The organism is Streptomyces sp. NBC_01750 (genome assembly GCF_035918095.1).
GTDB lineage: Bacteria > Actinomycetota > Actinomycetes > Streptomycetales > Streptomycetaceae > Streptomyces.
In genome coordinates this window covers 4901475-4922435 of record NZ_CP109137.1, presented here as the reverse complement: position 1 = coordinate 4922435, position 20961 = coordinate 4901475, and the positions used below count along the sequence as shown (strand labels likewise).

Below are 20961 nucleotides of genomic sequence, written 5' to 3'. Positions count from 1 at the left end.
TACATATGGTCGGATCGGGGCAGGTACATGTGGAGGCAGAGGTGACCAGGAAGATGCAGGAAGACACGCCGATCGACGTATCCGCCGCCGGTACCGACCGCCCGGCGACGCCGCCGCTGACGGGCCTGGAGCTGCTGTGGTCCGGCCGGGTTTCCTCCCATGCCGAGGACGCCGCGGCCCACCGGCACCTCCTCGATGCCGACGAGTCGGCGCGCGTCGCGGCCTTCCGCCGATCGGTGGACCGTGACGCGTACACGGTCGCGCATGTGGCCCTGCGCCGGCTGCTCGGCGAACGGCTCGGCCGGCCCCCGGAAGCGATCACGCTCTCGCGCGAACCGTGCACCCACTGCGGCGGACCGCACGGCCGGCCCGTCGTCCCCGGCAATGACGTGCACTTCTCGCTCTCGCACAGCGGCGGCCTGGTGATGATCGCCCTGGCCGTACTGCCCGTCGGGGTCGACGTCGAGGGCGTCCCGGCCCTCGACACGGTCACCGAGGTCGCGGCCCAGCTGCACCCGGCAGAGCGCAAGGAACTGGCAGCGCTGCCCGCCGAGCAGCGCCCCGCCGCCTTCGCCGGCTGCTGGACCCGCAAGGAAGCCCTGCTGAAGGCAACCGGCGTCGGCCTGAACGAGGAACTGTCCCTCACCTATGTGGGAGCCGGGGCCCAACCGGCCACAAGCGCCGACTGGTTGCTCGCCGACCTGCCCACGGACCCCGGGTTCGCGGCCGCGATCGCCGTACATCTCACCGGGCCCGGCGCTCGGCCGCCGCATGCCACCAGCGTGGCGGTGAAGGCCCGCTGACCTTCGCCGTGGGCCGGTCGGAAGGCGGACCCGGCGGGCGTACGGCGTCGGCCCGAACGCGAACGTCGAACCACCCGTTCCGACCGCACGCGTTACGTACGGCCAGGCGGTCTCAGTAACGTTCGACCAGGTGCTCACGGCCGGGCGGGGGTTCGTACGCTTCGGGCCAGAAGTCGGTGACGGTTGCTATCCGGCCCTCCTCATCACCGGTGAAGAAGGTCACCGCGTACATCTCCTCGAGGCCGACGGTGCAGTGGATCCACGTCACCACCTGGCCGGATCCGGCCACTATCCGCTGTATGCGCAGGTGCCAGTCGCCCGGATACTCGCGGTTGAACCTGACATACGCCTCCTTGCCCCGGACCCGCTCACAGGTCTGCGGCAGGTCGTAGACCACGCCGTCGGCCAGGACGGCCGCGAAGCCGGTCCAGTCGCGGGCCTCGGCCGAGGCCCAGTACGTCTCAACTGCCTTGCTCAGCTCGGTCGGTGCCGTCATACGGCGAGTGTGCACCCCGCCACTGACAATCATCCGCGGGCAGCCTCCGGCGAGGGGTTATCCACAGGCTGCGGATGACGCGAACGGATTGTCGGGGGTCCGGCGCAGAATGGGGTCATGACTGAGATCACCGACTCCACGCCGGACCGGCCCGGCACGCCGGACCAGCCCAGCATCCCGGACCTGCCGTCGATGCCCGCCTGGGAGAAGCGCTTCCGGGCCCCGCGCGTCTCGCTGCCCGACTGGGCGGAGGACGCGCCGGACCGCTCGCTCTTCGTGTCGAACGCCACGGGGACGTACGAGCTGTACGCCTGGGACCGGTCGACCGGCGAGCAGCGGCAGGCGACGGACCGGCCGAACGGAACGACAGACGGTGTGCTGTCGCCCGACGGCGCGTCGATCTGGTGGTTCTCGGACAGCGACGGGGACGAGTTCGGGATCTGGATGCGGCAGCCCTTCGGCGGCGGCGACGACGAGCCCGCGGCACCCGGACTCGGGCCTTCGTACCCGGCGGGGCTGGCGATCGGCCGGGACGGTACCGCGGTGGTGGGCCGGTCGACCGACGAGGACGGCACCACGATCCATGTCGTACGGGCGGGTGCGGAGCCGACCGAGATCTACCGGCACCGGGAGTCGGCCGGGGTCGGCGATCTGTCGCACGACGGGACGCTGATCGCCATCGAGCACACCGAACACGGGGACGCGATGCACTCGGCGCTGCGGGTGGTGCGCATTGGGGGCACCTCCCACGCCGAAGGCTGTGGGGGAGCCACCACGGTCGCCGAGCTGGACGACACGAAGGGGGGCACGGAGGAACTGGGGCTCGAGGTCCTCGGTTTCGCTCCGGTGGACGGGGACACCCGGCTGCTCATCGGGCATCAGCGGCGCGGCCGCTGGGAGCCGATGATCTGGGACGTCGCGTCGGGCACGGAGACCGATCTCGCGATCGACCTGCCGGGTGATGTGAACGCCGAGTGGTATCCGGACGGCTCCGGGCTGCTGGTGGCGCACAGCTTCGAGGCGCGCGGCGAACTGTTCCGCTACGACCTGGCGGCGCGGGAGCTGGTGCGGATCGAGACTCCGACCGGTTCGGTCTCGGGCGCGACGGCCCGGCCCGACGGACAGGTGGAGTATCTGTGGTCGTCCGCGGCGCTGCCGCCGCAGGTGCGCTCGACGGCGGGCGGAGTCGTGCTCGATCCGCCGGGGATGAAGGCGCCGGAGTCGGTGCCGGTTGAGGACGCCTGGGTGGAGGGACCCGGGGGCCGTATCCATGCGCTGGTGCAGAAGCCAGCGGGGGCAACAGGACCGCTGCCGACCGTCTTCGAGATCCACGGCGGCCCGACCTGGCACGACAGCGACGCCTTCGCGGCGGGCCCGGCGGCCTGGATCGACCATGGCTACGCGGTCGTGCGGGTCAACTACCGGGGTTCGACGGGTTACGGCAGGGAGTGGACGGACGCACTCAAGCACCGGGTCGGGCTGATCGAGCTCGAGGACATCGCGGCGGTACGGGAGTGGGCGGTGACGTCGGGGCTCGCGGACCCGGCGAAGCTGGTCCTCGCGGGCGGCTCGTGGGGCGGGTATCTGACCCTGCTCGGCCTCGGCACCCAGCCCGAGGCGTGGACGCTGGGGCTGGCGGCGGTGCCGGTCGCGGACTACGTCACGGCGTACCACGACGAGATGGAGGCCCTGAAGGCGATGGACCGCACGCTGCTCGGCGGGACGCCGGAGGAGGTCCCGGAGCGGTTCGAGGCCTCGTCCCCGCTGACGTACGTCGACGCCGTCAAGGCTCCCGTCTACATCTCGGCGGGCGTGAACGACCCACGCTGCCCGATCCGCCAGGTCGAGAACTATGTGGACCGGCTGGCGGCGCGCGGCGCGGTCCACGAGGTGTATCGGTACGACGCGGGGCACGGCTCGCTGGTGGTGGAGGAGCGGATCAAGCAGGTGCGGCTGGAGATCGCCTTCGCCACCGGTCACCTGGGGCAGGCGGCGATCCTGGGATAGAGATCGTGTCCGGCAGGGGGGCGGGCCGAGAGATCGCGGGCCCGTTCCGTACCGTGGAGGGGTGTACCGGTTCCTGCTGACGCCCCGCTGGTGGGGGATCAATCTCTTCGTCGTGCTGGCGATCCCCTTCTGCGTCTTCATGGGCTCCTGGCAGCTCGGCAAGTTCGAGGACCGCGTCAACACGCACCAGGAGGCCCAGCAGAAGCCCGGCCCCGGTGAGCAGAAGGCCGCGCCCCTCGACGAGCTGCTGCCCGTCGACCAAGCGACGTCGGGGCGGCAGGCGACGGCCACCGGGCGGTACGGGAAGCAATTCATCGTGCCGGAGCGGGAGTTGGACGGCAGGCGCGGCTCGTATGTGCTGACGATGCTGAAGACCGACGGCGGCCGGATGCTGCCCGTGGTCCGCGGCTGGCTGGCCGAGGGCGGGCGGATCCCCCCGGCACCGGCCGGCGAGGTCACCGTGACCGGCGCGCTGCAGGCCTCCGAGTCCCCGAGCACCGACGGGGTGCACGCGGCTGGCGGGCTGCCCAGCGGTCAGCTCGGCATGATCAGCGCGGCCTCGCTGGTGAACCTGGTGCCCGACGATGTGTACGACGCATGGGTCACGCTCGCCGAGGCGGACAGCGGACTGAAGGCCGTGCCCGCTGTCGCCCCGGAGGGCAGTGGGCTCGATCTCAAGGCGTTCCAGAACCTCGGCTACACCGGCGAGTGGTTCGTCTTCGCCGGTTTTGTGCTCTTCATGTGGTTCCGGCTGCTGCGGCGCGAGGCAGAAACGGCCAGGGACCGGGAACTGGGCCTGGAGCCCGAGCCGGTGTGACGCATGCGAGGACCGTGACAGGACGCATGAGGGAGGGGCGGGAACGCCGCAGCGTTCCCGCCCCTCCCTCATGACCGCACTCGCGTTCCTGGCCGCACTCGCGGTAATCGCGGTACTCGCCGTACCGCGGTACTCGCCGTACCGCGGTACTCGCCGTACTCATTGCCGCACGTCTTATCGTTACTGTCGGCCGTTACTGCCGCCCGTCACTGCGGGTTCAGGACGCCCGTGCGGTAGATCGTGCCCGAGCATGCGTTGGGGATGGTCGTCTCCGCGCTCGGCGCGCCCGGCTCCGGAATGTGGGTCACCGCGACACTGCCGTCCGACGTCCCGCCGTCCTCGCTGACGAACTGGGGCTGGGTGTTGTCCGATGTCATGCCCGGCCCGTTGCTCGCGCCCGAAGGGCCGCCCGTCGAGGGCGAGGGCTCGGGTGAGCCGCCGGAGGTCGGGCAGCTGTCCGTCGGCACCCAGGCGAACTTCACCTCGTACGCCGTGTCCGGCTTCAGCAGCAGCGCTCCGGCCTCCTGCGAGGGGTCGGGCAGTCCGCTCGCCGGGTCGCCCGTGGTGTGCCCGACCACCGTGATCTTCGCGGGGTCCGCGGCACCCATCGCCTGGAAGGCGACCGTGCCGGCCCCGCTGACCGCGCAGTCGGCCTTGGAGACGTTGGCGATACGGAAGGTGCCGTACACCTTGCCGTCGGCGTCGGGCTTGGCCGCCTGGGCCGCACTGACGCCGAGCTGGCTCGCGTCGCAGGGCGGCGAGGTCGCGGCCACGGTGCCCGACGGGTTGGCGCTACCGCCGATGGTGCCGTTCGAGTTGCCGTTGCCGGGCTTCTCCCCCGGAGTCCGGCTGGCACCGCCTTCGTTCTGCTCGGTGCCCCGGCCGTCGGCGGAAGGATTGTCCCTGCCGTTCTCGCCGCTGCCGTCGCCCGCCTCGGACCCGGTGCCGCCCTGCGCCTGTTCGCCGTGTCCGGCGTTGACGGAGCGGGCGCCGTCGCTGTCACTGGAGTTCGCCACATGGACGAAGGCGGGGACGGCGGTGCCGATCAGCAGCGCCGCGGCCGCCACACCGACGAGCGCCTGCCTCTTCCGGGCGCGCCGCGCGGGAACCGCACTGCGCAGATGGTCGAGGGCGCCGTCCGAGGGCTCGAGGTCCTGTACCGCTCCCTGCAGCATCCGGCGCAGGGCCATTTCGTCCCCGCCAAGACCCTCAGCGGGTCCTTGACCGAGGCCGCCCAGCTCATTTTCCGGCCCGTTGTTCACAATTTCGTTTCCAGTCCGGTCGTCAAACGGCCCGTCCGGCCCGTACCGCTCAAACCTGTGCCTGTGCCCGCTCATGCCGTGGCCTCCATGGCGACGCGCAGCGCCGCGATGCCCCGCGAGCCGTACGCCTTCACGGAGCCGAGCGATATACCCAGCGTTTCGGCGACCTGAGCCTCGGTCATGTCGGCGAAGTACCGCAGCACCAGCACTTCGCGCTGGCGTCGTTGCAGTCCGCGCATCGCCTTGATCAGCGCGTCCCGCTCCAGCTGGTCGTAGGCCCCCTCCTCGGCGCTCGCCATGTCCGGCATCGGCTTGGAGAGCAGCTTCAGCCCGAGGATCCGGCGGCGCAGTGCGGAGCGGGAGAGGTTCACCACGGTCTGGCGCAGATACGCCAGAGTCTTCTCCGGCTCCCGCACCCGGTTGCGCGCCGAGTGGACGCGGATGAAGGCCTCCTGGACGACGTCCTCGCAGGAGGCCGTGTCGTCCAGCAGGAGAGCCGCGAGGCCGAGCAGCGACCGGTAGTGGGCGCGGTAGGTCTCGGTGAGGTGATCGACAGTGGTGCCCGCAGCCATGGTGTCTTCAGCCATGGTTCCTTCAGCGCCCTCGCGCTGGGACGGCATGCGGGTGGTACGGGGTGCGGGCATAGGAGCGATCACCGGCATGCCGCCGGACGGGCGGGGTCTGCGGAGCGGGCGCACTGCAGCGCCGCGGACCGGGACCACCCTTGTGATGTCGAGAACCTCTGCCACGCCTGTTGGACACACTTCCCCCCGTCAGGGTTGTACGCGTACGCCACCGTTTTTGGCGGTGCTCCAAATGCACTCATGCGTACCCGCTCTTCCCCAATGCCCCATATTTCGCGGCACCGTGAGGGGCAACCGCAAAGACGCTTCCCGCCCAACTGCCGGTTGCAGCAAGGGGGGAAGCGAATCGTCGAACATCCTTGCACCCCAGTTCAAGTGGTACAGACCTTCGACTTGCTCACAGGGCGTACACAGATCTTACAAAGGCCTCCGGTTCCATCGCCCCCCATTAGGCAGAGCGGGATCCAGAGCCGGTGCCGTCGCCGGAGCCGGCATCAGAGCGGGAGCCGGAGCCGGTGTCGGAGCCGGCTGCGAGCCGCGGCCCGATTTCGGCGGCGACCGCCTCAGCGATCTGCGCGGAATTCAGCGCCGCCCCCTTGCGGAGGTTGTCGCCGCAGACGAAGAGTTCCAGCGCACAGACGTCGTCCGGCGCCCGCCGCACCCGGCCCACCCAGGTCGGATCCGTTCCCACCACATCCGCAGGCGTGGGGAAGTCGCCCGCCGCCGGATCGTCGTAGAGCACCACACCGGGCGAGGTCGCCAGAATCTCGTGCGCCCGCTCCACCGTGACCTCGCTCTCGAAGCGCGCGTGCACCGCGAGGGAGTGCGTGGTGATGACCGGTACGCGTACGAACGTCGCCGCCACCCGCAGCCCCGGAAGATCAAGGATCTTGCGCGTCTCGGCCCGCAGCCCCAGCTCCTCCGAGGACCAGCCGCCGTCCTCGAGCGTGCCGGACCAGGGCACCACATTGAGCGCGATCGGTGCCGCGAAGGGTTCGAGTTCGTCGCCCACGGCACGGCGTACGTCTCCGGGACCGGTGCCCAGCTCCGTACCGGCGACCATCGACAGCTGCGACCGCAGCGCACCGACGGCGTCCCGTCCCGCGCCGCTGACGGCCTGGTACGAGGAGACCACCAGTTCGCGGAGCCCGAACTCCGCGTGCAGCGCGCCCACCGCAGGAAGCATGGCGAGCGTGGTGTCGTGCGGGCTCGCGACAATGCCACGCGGCCGGGTCCGTACGGCATGCGGATTGACCTCGGGGACGACCAGCGGCACATCCGGGTCCATCCGGAAGGCCGCCGAGTTGTCCACGACCACCGCGCCCTTGGCAGCGGCGACCGGCGCCCACCGCTCGGACACCTCTGCCGGTACGAGGAAGAGCGCGACGTCGACGCCCTCGAGGGCGTCTTCGCTCAGCGCGACGACCTCGGTCTCCTCGCCGCGCACGGCCAGCTTGCGGCCGGCGGAGCGCGGCGAGGCGAGGAGTCGTATATCGCCCCAGATATCGGCGTGCTGCGACAGGATCTGGAGCATCACAGCGCCGACGGCTCCGGTCGCTCCGAGGACCGCGAGCGTCGGCTTGCGGGTCATCGCCCGGTGCCTCCGTAGACGACCGCCTCGTCGGAGTCGCTGTCGAGACCGAAGGCGGAGTGCACGGCGCGCACGGCCTCGTTGACGTCGTCGGCGCGGGTGACCACCGAGATACGGATCTCCGAGGTGGAGATCAGCTCGATGTTCACGCCCGCGTCGGACAGCGCCTCGAAGAAGGAGGCGGTGACGCCGGGGTTGGTCTTCATACCGGCGCCCACGAGCGAGATCTTGCCGATCTGGTCGTCGTAGCGCAGCGATTCGAAGCCGATCCCGGCCTTCGCCTTCTCCAGGGCGTCGATGGCCTTGCGGCCCTCGGTCTTGGGGAGGGTGAAGGAGATGTCGGTCAGCGCGGTGGCGGCCGCCGAGACGTTCTGGACGACCATGTCGATGTTGATCTCGGCGTTCGCGATCGTACGGAAGATGGCCGCGGCCTCGCCCGGCTTGTCCGGCACTCCGACGACCGTGACCTTGGCCTCGGAGACGTCGTGGGCGACTCCGGAGATGATGGCGTGCTCCACCTGCTGGTCCCCTTGCGGCTCGTTGCTGACCCAGGTTCCGCGCAGCCCGGAGAAGGACGAGCGGACGTGGATCGGGATGTTGTATCGGCGTGCGTACTCGACGCAGCGGTGCAGTAGCACCTTGGAGCCGGAGGCGGCGAGCTCCAGCATGTCCTCGAAGGAGATCCAGTCGATCTTCTGCGCCTTCTTCACGACCCGCGGGTCGGCGGTGAAGACGCCGTCGACGTCGGTGTAGATCTCACAGACCTCGGCGTCCAGCGCGGCGGCGAGGGCGACGGCGGTGGTGTCGGAGCCGCCCCGGCCGAGGGTGGTGATGTCCTTCTTGTCCTGGGACACACCCTGGAAGCCGGCGACAATGGCGATATTGCCCTCGTCGAGCGCCGTACGGATCCGGCCCGGCGTCACATCGATGATGCGCGCTTTGTTGTGGACCGAGTCCGTGATGACGCCTGCCTGACTGCCGGTGAACGACTGGGCCTCGTGGCCCAGGTTTTTGATCGCCATGGCCAGCAGGGCCATGGAGATCCGCTCTCCCGCGGTCAGCAGCATGTCGAATTCGCGCCCGGCAGGGATCGGGGATACCTGCTCGGCGAGATCGATCAGCTCGTCCGTCGTGTCGCCCATCGCGGATACCACGACGACCACCTGGTGGCCGTTCTTCTTGGCATCGACGATTCGCTTGGCGACGCGCTTGATGCCCTCGGCATCGGCAACGGAGGAACCTCCGTACTTCTGCACGACAAGGCCCACGTGCGCTCCTCGCTCGGTTCAGTACTGCAGTCGTTGCTGCAGTCACTACTGCGGTCGGCTCAGTCTAACGAGCGGCCGCCCTCCGCCCCGGTGGTATCACATCGTGAGATGTCCCGCTCACTCTGTGATCATGGGACGGAGGCCACGGCCGCTCGGACCGACTCCTGCCCGGGGTCAGGCGCAGTACGCGGAGTGTGGGGCGGCTCACATGCCGATCGCGAACGGGTCACATACCGATCGGACACGTGCGCACCTTCGCCTGTCGTGACGCTGCCGATGTCATCGCAGGGTCCGGCCGGGCGGCGGCGACGCCAACTCCCGTCCTTGCGAGCGTTTTGGCAGCTCTGCGATCAGGTGACCGTGCGCAGGCCGAGCGGGCCCGCCAGCTCCTCCGCCATGACCTTGCCGGCCTCCTCGGCCAGCGCCTCCTCGGCCAGGTCCTCGTCCGTGTCCAGGCCGTCCAGCTCGTCCAGCGGCTGGTCGAGGCGGACATGGGCGACCAGCGACTGCAGGGCGCGCAGCGTCGCGGATGCGGTCGGGCCCCAGTTGGAGAAGTACGAGAACTGCCACCACCACAGCGCCTCGCTGACACGGCCCGCGCGGTAATGGGCCAGGCCGTGGCGCAGGTCGGTGACGATGTCCGCGAGGTTGTCGGAGATCCGGCAGGCGACCGGGGCCTTGCGCGGCTCGTACGGGTCGAAGACCTCGGAGAAGATGTCCACCGGGTCCAGCAGCACCGCGAACCGCTCGCGCAGGTCGGTGACGTCCAGGTCCGGGCCGGTGTCCGGTTCGTACCGCTCGTCCGGGACGATGTCCTCGTGCGCGCCCAGCCGGCCGCCCGTCAGCAGGAGTTGCGAGATCTCCAGCAGCATGAACGGCACCGCGCTGTCGGGCTCGTCACCCTTCGCGACTTCCGTGGTCGCGACGATGAAGGATTCGATCGAGTCGGCGATCTGGACCGCGAAGGAGTCCGGGTCCTGGCTAGTGGCGTGCAGCATGGCGTCAGACATCGAGAAGTCGTCTCCCCTCGAAGGCACGCCCGAGCGTGACCTCGTCGGCGTATTCCAAGTCTCCCCCCACAGGGAGACCGCTGGCCAGCCGCGTGACCCTCAGTCCCATCGGCTTGACCATGCGTGCCAGGTAGGTGGCGGTGGCCTCGCCCTCCAGATTGGGGTCCGTGGCCAGGATCAGTTCGGTGATCGTTCCGTCGGCGAGACGGGCAAGCAACTCGCGAATCCGCAGGTCGTCGGGGCCCACGCCCTCAATGGGGCTGATGGCCCCGCCGAGCACGTGGTAGCGGCCCCGGAACTCGCGGGTCCGCTCGACCGCGACGACATCCTTCGGCTCCTCCACCACGCAGATGACCGACTGGTCGCGGCGCGGGTCGCGGCAGATGTTGCACTGCTCCTGCTGCGCGACATTGCCGCACACCGAGCAGAAGCGGACCTTGTCCTTCACCTCGAGGAGGGCGTGTGCGAGGCGTCGGACGTCGGTCGGCTCGGCCTGCAGGATGTGGAAGGCGATCCGCTGCGCGCTCTTGGGACCGACGCCGGGCAGCCTGCCCAGTTCGTCGATGAGGTCCTGAACCACGCCTTCGTACAACGGAACGCCTCTCCTGGACTGCTTTGACGCTTACGGTAGTTGGTGGGCCGCGCTGTTAGAAGGGCAGGCCCGGCATGCCGCCCAGACCCTGGGCGAGCGGGCCGAGTTTCTGCTGCTGCAGCTGCTGTGCGTTCTCGTTCGCGGCCTGGACGGCGGCGACGACGAGGTCAGCGAGGGTCTCGGTGTCCTCGGGGTCGACGGCCTTGGGGTCGATGACGAGGCTGCGCAGCTCGCCGGAGCCGGTGACGGTGGCCTTCACCAGGCCGCCGCCCGCCTGACCGTCTACCTCGGTCTGTGCCAGCTCCTCCTGGGCCTGTGCGAGATCCTGCTGCATTTTCTGGGCCTGCTGGAGGAGCTGCTGCATATTGGGCTGGCCACCACCGGGAATCACGGTCACTCCTGGCATTTCGACGACGATTGTTCGGTAAGCCGAGCCTACGTGGTCACCGGGCAGCCCGCCCCACCCTGCAATGACCAACTCTTTCGAGTGATCTTCGAGCCGGGGGGGCGGATCGCCCCTACCGATCGAGACCCTCTTGCGGGCGGAAATACGGGGCTTTCCGGACCACAGCCCACCATTCGGCGGTAGGAAGGGCATACACATCAGGATGCGCGCGCGCACCGTACGTCACGCAGTGTTACTTCAGTCGTCGCGTCTGTTGTCGCGTCTGTTGTCAGTCGTAGAGGAGTGCAAGGGTGAGCCAGCCGGAGATGCAGCCCGGGGGGCCGGCCCGGGAGGAGCGTGGCGAAGCGCCGCGCGGTGATCTGACTGGAATGCCGTTTCCGCTCGGCGACTGGGGAGAGCCGGCGGAGCGCCTCGACGAGCTCTACAGATGGGTCGAGGCGGCGGGGCTGCGCACGGCGGAGTGGTACCTGGCGGACCGCGTGTGGAAGCGGCGTACGGCGCGTGTGCTGCGGATCGGTACGGCTCTGGGGGTGATCGCCGGGACGGCGCTCCTCCTTCTCGATCTGACGGCCGCGCTGGACGGCGCTTCGGGCTGGGGGTACCTGTCCCTGCTGCTGGGTGCGGCGTGCCTGGCCTGCGACCGGTATTTCGGGCTGACTTCGGGCTGGATAAGGAATGTCGCGACGGCGCAGAGGGTGCAGCGCAGACTGCAGGCGCTGCAGTTCGACTGGGCGTCGGAGTGCGTACGCGAGGTGCTGGGCCCGACGGAGGGCACGGCGAGCGAGGCGTCGGAGCGGTGCCTCGGGGTACTGCGCAGGTTCTCGGAGGACGTCACGGAGCTGGTGCGTTCGGAGACCGCCGACTGGATGGCGGAGTTCCGTCCGGGCGGGCCCGCGCCGCTGGTGATGCAGTCGATGAGCCCGGGCGCGGGACGGCCGGACACGGGGCCGGCACCGGGACGGGTGCCGTTGCCGCCGGGTACGCGGCCGAACATGCCGCGCCAGCGCCCGCCGGAGACGCCGCGCTGAGGTGGGGTGGGGCCCCGGGTGCGGGGCCCCTGCGGTGCGGGTGTGTCCTCCGTCGCCGGTCGGGCCGAAATCGCGGCCGGGCTGGTTTTCGGACAGTCAGGTTCGGACAGTCAGGTTCGGACAGTCAGGCTTTCCGTCGGCGCACGATCGCCCGGGTCAGGATCGGCGGGAGCAGGTCCCTGACCAGGCGGCGGATGCGGGAGCGGGGCGGGCGCGGAGGTGTGGCCGCCGCGGGCACACGCGGCGCGGAGGCGCCCACGCGCGGCTCAGGGGCCGGCTCGGGCGCCGAATCCGGCTCCGGCTCATGGCGGGACCGCGGCTGCGCAGGCACCTTCGCCTTCTTGCCCTTGATCCGGACCAGCGGGCGGCCCGCAACCTCCTCCACCCCGTGCCAGAGGTCCTCACGCGTACCCAGCCACGCCAGCAGCGCCTCCCGCACCGGCGCGGGGTCGCCCCATGTGCCGTACAGCTTTGTGCCCGTGATGCAGATCGGTTTCAGGCCCGTCGTGGGCACCGCGCCCCACACCGCCGCCGAGACGCCCGGACAGTGCTCGGCGCGGAAGTCGTCGAAGGCCACGATGCCCTCGGGCTGCAGCAGCTCCCGCGCCGCCTCGATGTCGCCGTGGACATGCTCGTAAAGATGCGAGGCGTCGACGTGTACGAAGCGGCAGCTGCCGGGGCCGACCCTGGAGGTGATCACCGAGGTCGGCGCCTGCACCAGCGTGGGCAGCGTGTCGTGGAACGACAGGTAGTTCGCCTCGAAGGCACGGCGCGTGAGCGTCGAGTACGACCGGCCCATCTCCGCGCTGTTGGGGTCGTCCGGCGCCGGGGAGTCCCAGAGGTCGCAGACCGTGAACTCCTCCCCGTCCCGCAGATACCCACCCACGAAGATCGCGCTCTTGCCCAGATACGCGCCGAGCTCGAGCAGATCCCCACGGCCCTGCGGATCCGTGTCCCGCTGATGGGTCAGGAACCAGTCGAAGAGCAGTTGGTCGGCCGGCCAGAACCAGCCCTTGACGTCCGCGAAACGCCTCGGCCTGGGAAGTTCTTCCACAGTTTCCTTCACGGTCGGGTCCGCGGTCGGGTCCGCAGTCCGGTCCGCGGTCTCGTCCACGCGCTCCCCCGCGGTCGCCACCGCGGGGGACTGTGCCGGAGTACTCGTCTGTGACATGCCCCGGTCCTACCGGGCCGAGATGACCCGGAGCTTAAGGCCGCGCGTTCAACGGATGGCGTCAGCTGAAAATGATCATTGAGCCCTGGCCGAGGCTCCGCGTAGCCGCCGCGTGCAGTCCCAGCCACACATGCCGTTCCCGGGCGAACGGACTCTCGTCGTACGGAATCGGTCCCGCCGGCTCCTCCAGCGAGGTGGGACGGTCCGGCGGCTGCGGCGCGTCCGGCGGGTTCGCCGGGTCGATGCCGATCGACGGCGCGACATACTCCAGTTCCCGCAGCAGACCCTGCGTGGAGCCCAGCGGGCCGCCGCCCGCCAGCAGTTCGTCGTTGGACAGCGGGGAGCCGAAGTCCACGGGGACGTACGCGCCCGCATGGTCGTAGTGCCAGACCAGATGCGACTGCTGGGCCGTCGACTCGAACATCTCCAGCAATTGCTCGTAGTCACCGCCCAGTTCGTCCACCGGCGTCACCGCGAGACCGCACAGCTGCAGCAGATACGCGCGGCGCAGGAAGTGCAGCGCGTCGTAGTCGAAGCCCGCGACCGGCGCCACATCGCCCGAGAGGCCCGGCATATAGGCGAATACGGGGACCGTGGGCAGGCCGGCATCGGTGAGGGCTTTGTCGTAGGACGCGATCTCTTCGGCGAAGGGATTGTCGGGGCTGTGGCACAGCACATCGACAAGGGGGACCAACCACAGGTCACAGGCCAAGGGAAAGCTCGCTCTCCAATGGGATCGGGCACGGTGTCGGGCGAGGTCGTGCGATGGTCGGGACAGCGTAATGCCACGGACACATTCGGCGAAGGGTGCCGGTCAACTGCCTGTCCGAACGGAATCCTTCGGGTCCCGCACATCCCATACCCACACTCCGCCCACCCGCTTCCCCGGCTGCCCGAGCAGTTTCTCCACGGTCGCATACAGCGCCCCGTCGTTGTACTGCGGCTCCAGCACCACCACGCCCGCCTTCCATGCCGCCAGATCGCCGCGCGCCTGCGCCTGCCAGTTGCGGCCGATCACCGGGACGCGCCCGTTGTTGCGGACGTCGTTGAGGAGGTTGGAGGTGTGGCGGGGCGTCGCGCCGTAGATACCGATACGGTCCGGTCCCCACGGCCCGTTGAAGTAGCCGCCGGCGACCGGGAACCCGAGCCCGGTGGCCGACTGCCAGTGCAGCGCCTCCGCGCTGCCGGGATTCGGCAGCGGAACGGTCACCACCGACTGGCCCTCGGAGACGTAGGCGCGGTACATCCCTTCCGTGATGAACGCCGGGATCTCGGACCGCTCCCGCACCGGATACGGCGTCGGCAGCACCGGCAGCAGGGCGGCGGCCACCGCCGCGAGTCCCACCACCTGGTTCACGCGGTCCCGCGTGGCCAGCAGCCGGTCCGCGGCCAGTGCGAGCAGCACTCCGAGGACCGGCGCGCAGATCATCGCGACCCGCGACTCGATGACCGACTCGAAGAGCGGCTGATGCGCGAGCGCCCGCCACGGACCCGTGAGCACGGTGTCCGTGTACGGGATACGGAACGTGGGTCCGAGCGACAGGAACGCCGCGGCGAGGCCGGTGAAAGCCAGCGCCTTGACCGCCGCGAGCCGCCACAGCCGCACCACGATCGCCGCCGCCAGCGCGATCAGCGGCCAGCCGAAGAAGGCGTTCTGCTCGGTGCGGTTCATCGCGAGCGGGTCCGCGCCCTCGTCGGAGCCCAGCAGCGAACGGCCCGCGAACTCCAGGAAGGCGAGCGGGCTGTTTCCCGCGTTGTCGCCGTGCAGCACGCTCTTGTAGCTCTGCGGGCCGAAGAACTGCCAGCCCAGCGGGACGGCGACCAGCGGCAGACAGACGACGGCCGCGACACCGAGGCCGCGCAAGAGCGGCCGCAGGGCCGCCCGTGCCACATCGCGGCGCAGAAGTGCGTACGAGAGCGCGAAGAGCAGCATGCCGATCGACGCGAGCAGCAGCGGCTCCTCGCCGAGGAGGATCTGGTACGTCGCGAACAGCCCGAGCAGGACCCCGTCGCGGACGACATTGCGGCCCTCGCACAGCCGCAGCGCCCGGTCGATGATCACCGGGATCATGAAGAGCACAAGGAAGTTGGGATGCGCGTTGCCGTGCGAGATCATCGGCGGCGCGAAGGCCGCGAAACCACCGCCGACGGCCGCCGCCCACCGGTTCTTCACCAGCCGCCGGGCGATCAGCCAGTACCAGGCGACGGCGGTCGCGGCGAGCCCGAGCGTGAGCACCAGCGCCCAGGTGACCGTCGGCCCGAGCAGCAGAGTCACCGGCGTGAGCGGGACGGAGAGCCCGAGCATGACGGTGTTCGCCATCAGGTTCACACCGTCGGGATAGCCCTGCAGCGTCGTGAACAGCGGGTTCCGCAGATGCGCGACATTGTCGGCGGTGACCGCGAAGAACCACTCCCACTGGTTCTGGTCCTGCCCCGAGTCGGCGAGGTAGCCGCGGTCGAGGTCGGTCCACAGCCCCTTGTAGAGCAGTACGGAGGCGAGGAGGAAGAACCCGGCGACGGCGAGGTCCGCCCGCCGCAGGGCACGCGCGCGCAGCCGCAGCAGCTCCAGCAGCACCTTGCCGTAGTCCAGTGGTCTGACCTTGGAGCCCGCCTGGTGCGACCAGCGCACCGGGACCTCCGTGACCGGCCAGCCCGCGCGCCGGAAGAACCGGAGAATCTCGACGTCGATGCCCCATCCGTCGAGCCGTGAATCGGCGAAGGCCGCCCGCGCCTTGTCTCCGTCGAAGAGCTTGAAGCCGCACTGGGTGTCGTGGATGCCGGAGACGGCGACGGCACGTATGAGCCGGTTGCCCATCCGGCCGAGCCATTCGCGCATCCGCCGCTGGTGCACCTCGATCTGGGAGTCGGGGTGCGCGCGCGAGCCGATCGCCGCCGCGCTGTCCTCCGCGGCGAGCTGTTTGTCGAGCCGGTCCAGCTCCTCGATGGGGGTCGCGAGGTCCGCGTCGGTGATCAGGACGCGCCGGCCGTACGAGGCGAGCACCCCGAGGCGCAGTGCGCTGCCCTTGCCGCGGTTGCCGTTGCTGGAGACCAGGTGGATGCGCGGCTCCTCGGCCGCGGCCTCCTGGGCGATCTTCGCGGTGGCGTCGCTCGAGCCGTCGTCGACGACGATCAGCTCCCAGTCGCCCCAGCGGCCCGGTTCCGCGCGTAGATGCGCGCAGATCGCGTCCAGGGTGGGCCGCAGCCGGCCCTCCTCGTTGTACGCCGGAACGACGACGCTCAGGTCCACGCCGGCACCCGCGTTCGCCCCCGCCCTCAGATCCACGCCCACGTCCGCGCTCACCGTTCCAGCCGATCCGCCCACGCGAGCGCATGGTCGTTGTACGCGCGGATGACCGCGCGCACGGGCTCGGCCTCGCCGGAGGTGACGGCGTCCACCAGGTCCTCGTGCCCGCTCCACAGCCAGTCCCGCAGCTCCGTGTCGCTCCGCAGATACGGGACGGCGAACACCCAGGCCTGGACCCGCAGCCGGTGCAGGAAGTCGGATATGTAGCGGTTGGCGACGACCGAGCTGAGCTCGTGCCAGAAGCGCAGGTCATATCCGATGAGGATGTTCAGATCCCCGACGCGCGCCGCGCGGGCGGCCTCCTCGGCCCGGCGGCGTACGGACTCCAGCGCCCGGCCGTGCACTCCGGTCGAGCCGCGCAGGTCGACACGGCGGAAGATGCCGTCCACGATCAGCGAACGCGCCTCGACCATGCCGCGGTAGTCGTCGACCGTGAACCGGTGCACTTTGAAGCCCCGGTGCTGGTCGGAGTCGAGCAGTCCCTGGGCGGAGAGGTCGACGAGGGCTTCCCTGACGGGGGTCGCGGAAACGCCGTACTGCTCGGCGATCTGCTTGACAGTGAATTCCTGCCCGGGCCGCAAACGCCCGGCGAGCACCTCGTCACGCAGCGCATCCGCGATCTGCTGCCGCAGGGTGTTGCGGGTGACAGCGGTACTGCTGCCGGTACCGCGCATCGTGGCCTTCTCCTTCACCAGGGGTCCCGGACACGATAGGCCAGGGCGGGATGCACCGGGCGCGGGCGTACGGTCCTGACGGTGTCCGGAAGGGGAGGTATGCGTGGCTGACGTCTTCGAGGTGGCCACCGGCGACGGGCTTCTGTCCGCCCTGCCAGAGCGGGAAAGGACGGCGGAGGTACAGGTCGCCTTTCAAGGCCTGCTGCAGATCCGCCGCGTGACGGACACCGCACCGGCGGCCTGGGAGCTCAAGCAGATGGTGCGTGCGGTCGCCCTGGCCCTGGAGGCGGCGGGCGTCCCGGCCTCCGCACTCGATGCCTCGGGCGCGCGGACGGCGACGGGCTACCGCGTACGCGCTTCGGAGCGCCCGCGCATGGTCTGCGTGGACTGGCTGGGCCCGCCGGGCAGCGGGGCGCCCCAGGAGGAGGAGAGCAGGCTGACCGCATGCGCGGCGGCACTGGGCCGGATGGGGTGGGAGGCGCTGCTGTACCGAGGGCCGCGGCGCCGCCGGTTCCTGGAGGTGGAGCCGGCGGGGCCGGATTACGGCCCCGCCGGCGGTTGAGGCGCGGGATGGCGCGGGGTTCCGGACCGGGGCCCGGCCTACGCCACGTGCTCGTCGGCAACCGACAGCGCGGCGTCCAGCGCCGCCAGGCCCTCCTTCGCGTCCGCCTCGGTGACGTTGCACGGCGGGACCGCGTGCGTCCGGTTCATGTTCACGAAGGGCCACAGGCCGTTCTTCTTGCACGCGGCGGCGAAGGCGGCCATCGGCGCGTTCGCCGCGCCCGTGGCGTTGTACGGCACCAGCGGCTCGCGCGTCTCCCTGTCCTTGACCAGGTCCAGCGCCCAGAACACGCCCGTGCCGCGCACCTCGCCCACGCTCGGGTGGCGCTCGGCGAGCTCCCGGAGCCCCGGGCCGAGGACCGTCTCTCCGATGCGAGCCGCGTGCTCGACGACCTTCTCCTCCTCCATCACCCCGATCGTGGCGATCGCGGCGGCGCAGGCCAGCGGGTGGCCGGAGTACGTGAGCCCGCCGGGGTACGGACGCGTCTCGAAGGTCTCCGCGATCGCACCGGAGATCGCGACGCCGCCGAGCGGTACGTACCCGGAGTTGACGCCCTTCGCGAAGGTCAGCAGGTCGGGCACGACGTCGAAGTGGTCGGCGGCGAACCACTCACCGGTACGGCCGAAGCCCGCCATGACCTCGTCGAGGATGAAGACGATGCCGTACCGGTCGCAGATCTCGCGCACGCCCGCGAGGTAGCCGGGCGGCGGGGTCATGATCCCGGCGGTCCCGGGGATCGTCTCCAGGATGATCGCGGCGATCGTCGCCGGACCCTCGAAGGCGATCGTGTCCTGAAGGTGCTGGAGCGCGCGGGCGCACTCCTGCTCCTCGGTCTCCGCGTAGAACGGCGACCGGTAGAGGAACGGCCCCCAGAAGTGGACGACACCCGACGTGCCGTTGTCGGAGGCCCAGCGGCGCGGGTCTCCGGTGACGTTGACCGCGGTCGCGGTGCCGCCGTGGTACGAGCGGTAGGTGCTCAGGACCTTCGGACGGCCCGTGTGCAGCCGGGCCATCCTGATGGCGTTCTCGACGGCCTCGGCGCCGCCGTTGGTGAAGAAGATCTTGTCGAGGTCGCCGGGGGTGCGCTCGGCTATGAGGCGTGCGGCCTCGGAGCGGGCCTCGACGGCGAACGCGGGAGCGAAGGTGGTGAGCTTGCCGGCCTGCTCCTGGATCGCGGCGACGACCTTGGGGTGCTGGTACCCGATGTTGGTGTAGACGAGGCCGCTGGTGAAGTCGAGGTAGCGGTTCCCGTCGTAGTCCCAGAAGTACGAGCCCTCGGCACCGGCGACGGCGAGCGGGTCGATCAGGCCCTGGGCGGACCAGGAGTGGAACACATGCGCGCGGTCTGCGGCCTTGACGGCCGCGCCGGCCTGAGGGTCGGGATGAGGGGTCATGCGGCCAAGGGTAGAGACGCTCGGGTGAGGGCGGACATGGCCACGGTGTATGGCCTGAGCCGGGTTCCTGGGCAGTGTGTCGCCCCCGGGACGAAGCGCCTGGTCACGGACCCGTCCCCGCGGTGCGGGCACAGGTTGGGTACGGGGGTGCGCCTGTGGCGCGCCTGTTCCCCTACCCGCCCCTTATCGAACCGGGGGCAGCCCCCAGCCCGTATGCGGCATTCGGCCGCATGTCCTCAAAACGCCGGACGGGCTTGATTCGCGCCAATCACCGGACGGGCTTGAAACGCACCCCAAGCATTGACAGCAGACTGTCGACATGACAGCCTGCTGTCATCGGTCATCGGGCTCAGGAGGACGCCATGAACACCCGCACCGTTCATCTCGCCGTGTACGACACCTACGCCGACTGGGAGACGGGCCACACGACCGCCCATCTCACCCAGAACGGCTTCACCGTGCAGACCGTCGGGCCCACCACCGACACCGTCACCACCATGGGCGGCGTCCGTATCCAGCCCGATCTCGCTCTCGCCGACCTCCGGCCCGAGGACAGCGCCCTGCTCATCCTCACCGGCGCGCGGCTCTGGGACACCGGTGACGATCTCGCCCCCTTCGCCGCCAAGGCCCGCGCGTTTCTCGAGGCCTCCGTGCCCGTCGCCGGCATCTGCGGTGCCACCGCCGGGCTCGCCCGTGAAGGGCTGCTCGACGATCGCGAGCACACAAGTGCCGCCTCCTTCTACCTCGAGGCCACCGGATACAAGGGCGGTGAGCACTACCGCGACACCGACGCCGTCACCGACGGCGATCTGATCACCGCGGGGCCGACCGAGCCCGTCGCATTCGCCCGCGAGGTATTCGCACGGCTCGGCGTGTACGAGGGCGAGAAGCTGGACGCCTGGTACCGCCTGTTCCACGACTCGGACGCCTCCGCATTCGGGGTCCTTCACTCATGAGCCGCGAACAGCAGGACCTGCTCAGCCGGACGGCGCTCGGCGTCTTCCGGCTGAACGGCCAATTCCTCGCCGTCTCGGAGGAGTTGGCGAAGCCGGCCGGACTGACCGCCGCCTGGTGGCAGGTCCTTGGAGCCGTACTGCGCGATCCGCTGCCCGTCGCCGGGATCGCCCGCGACATGGGCATCACCCGTCAGAGCGTGCAGCGCATCGCCGATCTGCTCGTCGAGCGTGGCCTCGCAGCGTACGAACCCAACCCCGCCCACCGACGCGCCAAACTGCTCCGCCCCACCGACGAGGGCCGCGCCGCGATCGCGAAGATCGGCCCCGGTCACGCGGAACTGGCGGCCCGCCTCGCCGAGGCCCTCGGCCCCGAGCAGTTCGCCGAAACGGCCCGGGTGCTCGACCGGCTCTCCGAAGCCCTCGACAGCCTCAGTCCCGCGCCCCAGGAAAAAAGTCCGCGTTCCTGACGTAGTCCAGCGCCTCGGTGAACGCCGGATCCGCCAGGCGCCGCCCCATCTCCGCCTCGCTCACATCCTCGACGTGCGTCTGGATCCACCACAGGTTCCCGAACGGGTCCCGCACCCGGCCGACCCGGTCCCCGAAGAAGAGGTGCGTCACCTCGGTCACCGATTCGCCGCCGCATTCAACCGCCCGCCGGTGCACGGCGTCCGCGTCCTCGACGTACAGCCGCAGGAACGCCGGTGTCGGCGGCCAGTCGGCGCCCCCCGCGTCGAACAGCATCACCAGCGCGTCCCCGATCCGTACCTCCGCATGCCCGATCCGACCGTCCTCGCCGGTCATCCGGCCCAACTCCACCGCCCCGAAAGCGGCCTTCAGGTAGTCGATGACACCCGCCGTGTCCTGCGAAATGATCCAGGGTGTGACGCTGGTGCAGCCCCCGGGAACCGGCTTGACGGCCATGACAGTCTCCTCGCGTACGGGGTTGCGTTCGTGAGTCCGACGGTATGGGCCAATGAGGTCGGATCCTGACCTATAAGGGTCACCTCGACGCCCACTATTCTCGGTCTGTCGGAAA

The 20961-nt window shown here is 70.1% G+C and carries 21 protein-coding genes; 7 read left to right on the top strand and 14 right to left on the bottom strand.

Going from position 1 to position 20961, the window contains the following annotated elements; all coding sequences use genetic code 11:
- Positions 1–41 precede the first annotated feature (41 nt).
- Entirely contained in the window at positions 42–803 is a 762-nt protein-coding gene (locus OG966_RS22245; protein ID WP_326651532.1) for a 4'-phosphopantetheinyl transferase family protein, read from the top strand.
- Positions 804–915: 112 nt separating this feature from the next.
- Here the strand turns inward: OG966_RS22245 and OG966_RS22240 are convergent, their stop codons facing one another.
- Complete coding sequence (locus OG966_RS22240; RefSeq protein ID WP_326651531.1) at positions 916–1299, bottom strand: nuclear transport factor 2 family protein; 384 nt, start codon at positions 1297–1299, stop codon at positions 916–918.
- Between the two features lie 192 nt (positions 1300–1491).
- Between OG966_RS22240 and OG966_RS22235 the strand changes: the two genes are divergently transcribed.
- Positions 1492–3306: a S9 family peptidase gene (locus OG966_RS22235; RefSeq protein ID WP_326655320.1), complete on the top strand. Its 1815-nt coding sequence runs from the start codon at positions 1492–1494 to the stop codon at positions 3304–3306.
- Positions 3307–3367: 61 nt separating this feature from the next.
- Positions 3368–4123 carry an SURF1 family protein gene (locus OG966_RS22230; protein WP_326651530.1) on the top strand — a complete coding sequence of 252 codons (756 nt, stop codon included), beginning with the start codon at positions 3368–3370 and terminating at the stop codon, positions 4121–4123.
- Between the two features lie 206 nt (positions 4124–4329).
- On the opposite strand, the gene OG966_RS22225 is transcribed toward OG966_RS22230, so the two are convergent.
- From OG966_RS22225 to OG966_RS22195, 7 genes are all read right to left on the bottom strand, one after another.
- Positions 4330–5313 (bottom strand): hypothetical protein, encoded by a 984-nt coding sequence (locus OG966_RS22225; protein ID WP_326651528.1) that lies wholly within the window; start codon positions 5311–5313, stop codon positions 4330–4332.
- A gap of 143 nt (positions 5314–5456) precedes the next feature.
- Positions 5457–6047 carry a SigE family RNA polymerase sigma factor gene (locus OG966_RS22220; protein WP_326651527.1) on the bottom strand — a complete coding sequence of 197 codons (591 nt, stop codon included), beginning with the start codon at positions 6045–6047 and terminating at the stop codon, positions 5457–5459.
- A 370-nt stretch (positions 6048–6417) separates the two neighbouring features.
- The gene (locus tag OG966_RS22215; RefSeq protein WP_326651526.1) at positions 6418–7560 is read right to left on the bottom strand and encodes an aspartate-semialdehyde dehydrogenase; all 1143 of its coding nucleotides are present in this window, start codon (positions 7558–7560) and stop codon (positions 6418–6420) included.
- Positions 7557–8828: an aspartate kinase gene (locus OG966_RS22210; RefSeq protein WP_326651525.1), complete on the bottom strand. Its 1272-nt coding sequence runs from the start codon at positions 8826–8828 to the stop codon at positions 7557–7559. The genes OG966_RS22215 and OG966_RS22210 overlap by 4 nt, the downstream gene beginning before the upstream one ends.
- A 350-nt stretch (positions 8829–9178) precedes the next feature.
- The gene (locus tag OG966_RS22205; protein ID WP_326651524.1) at positions 9179–9838 is read right to left on the bottom strand and encodes a DUF5063 domain-containing protein; all 660 of its coding nucleotides are present in this window, start codon (positions 9836–9838) and stop codon (positions 9179–9181) included.
- Entirely contained in the window at positions 9831–10430 is a 600-nt protein-coding gene (recR, locus tag OG966_RS22200) for a recombination mediator RecR (RefSeq protein ID WP_326651523.1), read from the bottom strand. The genes OG966_RS22205 and recR overlap by 8 nt, the downstream gene beginning before the upstream one ends.
- 55 nt (positions 10431–10485) lie before the next feature.
- On the bottom strand, positions 10486–10821 hold the full coding sequence (locus OG966_RS22195) for a YbaB/EbfC family nucleoid-associated protein (protein ID WP_326655319.1): 336 nt from the start codon (positions 10819–10821) through the stop codon (positions 10486–10488).
- A gap of 305 nt (positions 10822–11126) precedes the next feature.
- Between OG966_RS22195 and OG966_RS22190 the strand changes: the two genes are divergently transcribed.
- Positions 11127–11864: an SLATT domain-containing protein gene (locus OG966_RS22190; protein ID WP_326651522.1), complete on the top strand. Its 738-nt coding sequence runs from the start codon at positions 11127–11129 to the stop codon at positions 11862–11864.
- A gap of 124 nt (positions 11865–11988) precedes the next feature.
- Here OG966_RS22190 and OG966_RS22185 read toward each other — a convergent pair whose 3' ends face one another.
- The 4 genes from OG966_RS22185 to OG966_RS22170 form a co-directional block, all read right to left on the bottom strand.
- Positions 11989–13035, bottom strand: a complete 1047-nt coding sequence (locus OG966_RS22185; protein ID WP_326651521.1) for a class I SAM-dependent methyltransferase — start codon at positions 13033–13035, stop codon at positions 11989–11991.
- A 61-nt stretch (positions 13036–13096) separates the two neighbouring features.
- A complete protein-coding gene (locus OG966_RS22180; RefSeq protein ID WP_326651519.1) occupies positions 13097–13747 on the bottom strand; it encodes a hypothetical protein in 651 nt (216 codons plus the stop codon).
- Positions 13748–13849: 102 nt separating this feature from the next.
- Complete coding sequence (locus OG966_RS22175) at positions 13850–16336, bottom strand: dolichyl-phosphate beta-glucosyltransferase (RefSeq protein ID WP_326651518.1); 2487 nt, start codon at positions 16334–16336, stop codon at positions 13850–13852.
- Positions 16333–17013, bottom strand: coding sequence for a GntR family transcriptional regulator (locus OG966_RS22170; RefSeq protein ID WP_326651517.1), 681 nt, complete (start codon positions 17011–17013; stop codon positions 16333–16335). Before OG966_RS22170 ends, OG966_RS22175 begins: the two co-directional genes overlap by 4 nt.
- A 103-nt stretch (positions 17014–17116) precedes the next feature.
- Here OG966_RS22170 and OG966_RS22165 point away from each other — a divergent pair, with 103 nt between their 5' ends.
- Entirely contained in the window at positions 17117–17575 is a 459-nt protein-coding gene (locus tag OG966_RS22165) for a hypothetical protein (protein WP_326651516.1), read from the top strand.
- 38 nt (positions 17576–17613) lie between these two features.
- On the opposite strand, the gene OG966_RS22160 is transcribed toward OG966_RS22165, so the two are convergent.
- Positions 17614–18969 (bottom strand): aspartate aminotransferase family protein, encoded by a 1356-nt coding sequence (locus OG966_RS22160; RefSeq protein WP_326651515.1) that lies wholly within the window; start codon positions 18967–18969, stop codon positions 17614–17616.
- Between the two features lie 362 nt (positions 18970–19331).
- Here OG966_RS22160 and OG966_RS22155 point away from each other — a divergent pair, with 362 nt between their 5' ends.
- Positions 19332–19925, top strand: coding sequence for a type 1 glutamine amidotransferase family protein (locus OG966_RS22155; RefSeq protein ID WP_326651514.1), 594 nt, complete (start codon positions 19332–19334; stop codon positions 19923–19925).
- Positions 19922–20392 (top strand): MarR family winged helix-turn-helix transcriptional regulator, encoded by a 471-nt coding sequence (locus OG966_RS22150; protein ID WP_326651513.1) that lies wholly within the window; start codon positions 19922–19924, stop codon positions 20390–20392. The genes OG966_RS22155 and OG966_RS22150 overlap by 4 nt, the downstream gene beginning before the upstream one ends.
- On the opposite strand, the gene OG966_RS22145 is transcribed toward OG966_RS22150, so the two are convergent.
- Entirely contained in the window at positions 20355–20846 is a 492-nt protein-coding gene (locus tag OG966_RS22145; RefSeq protein ID WP_326651512.1) for a VOC family protein, read from the bottom strand. The genes OG966_RS22150 and OG966_RS22145 overlap by 38 nt on opposite strands.
- Between the last annotated feature and the right edge of the window lie 115 nt (positions 20847–20961).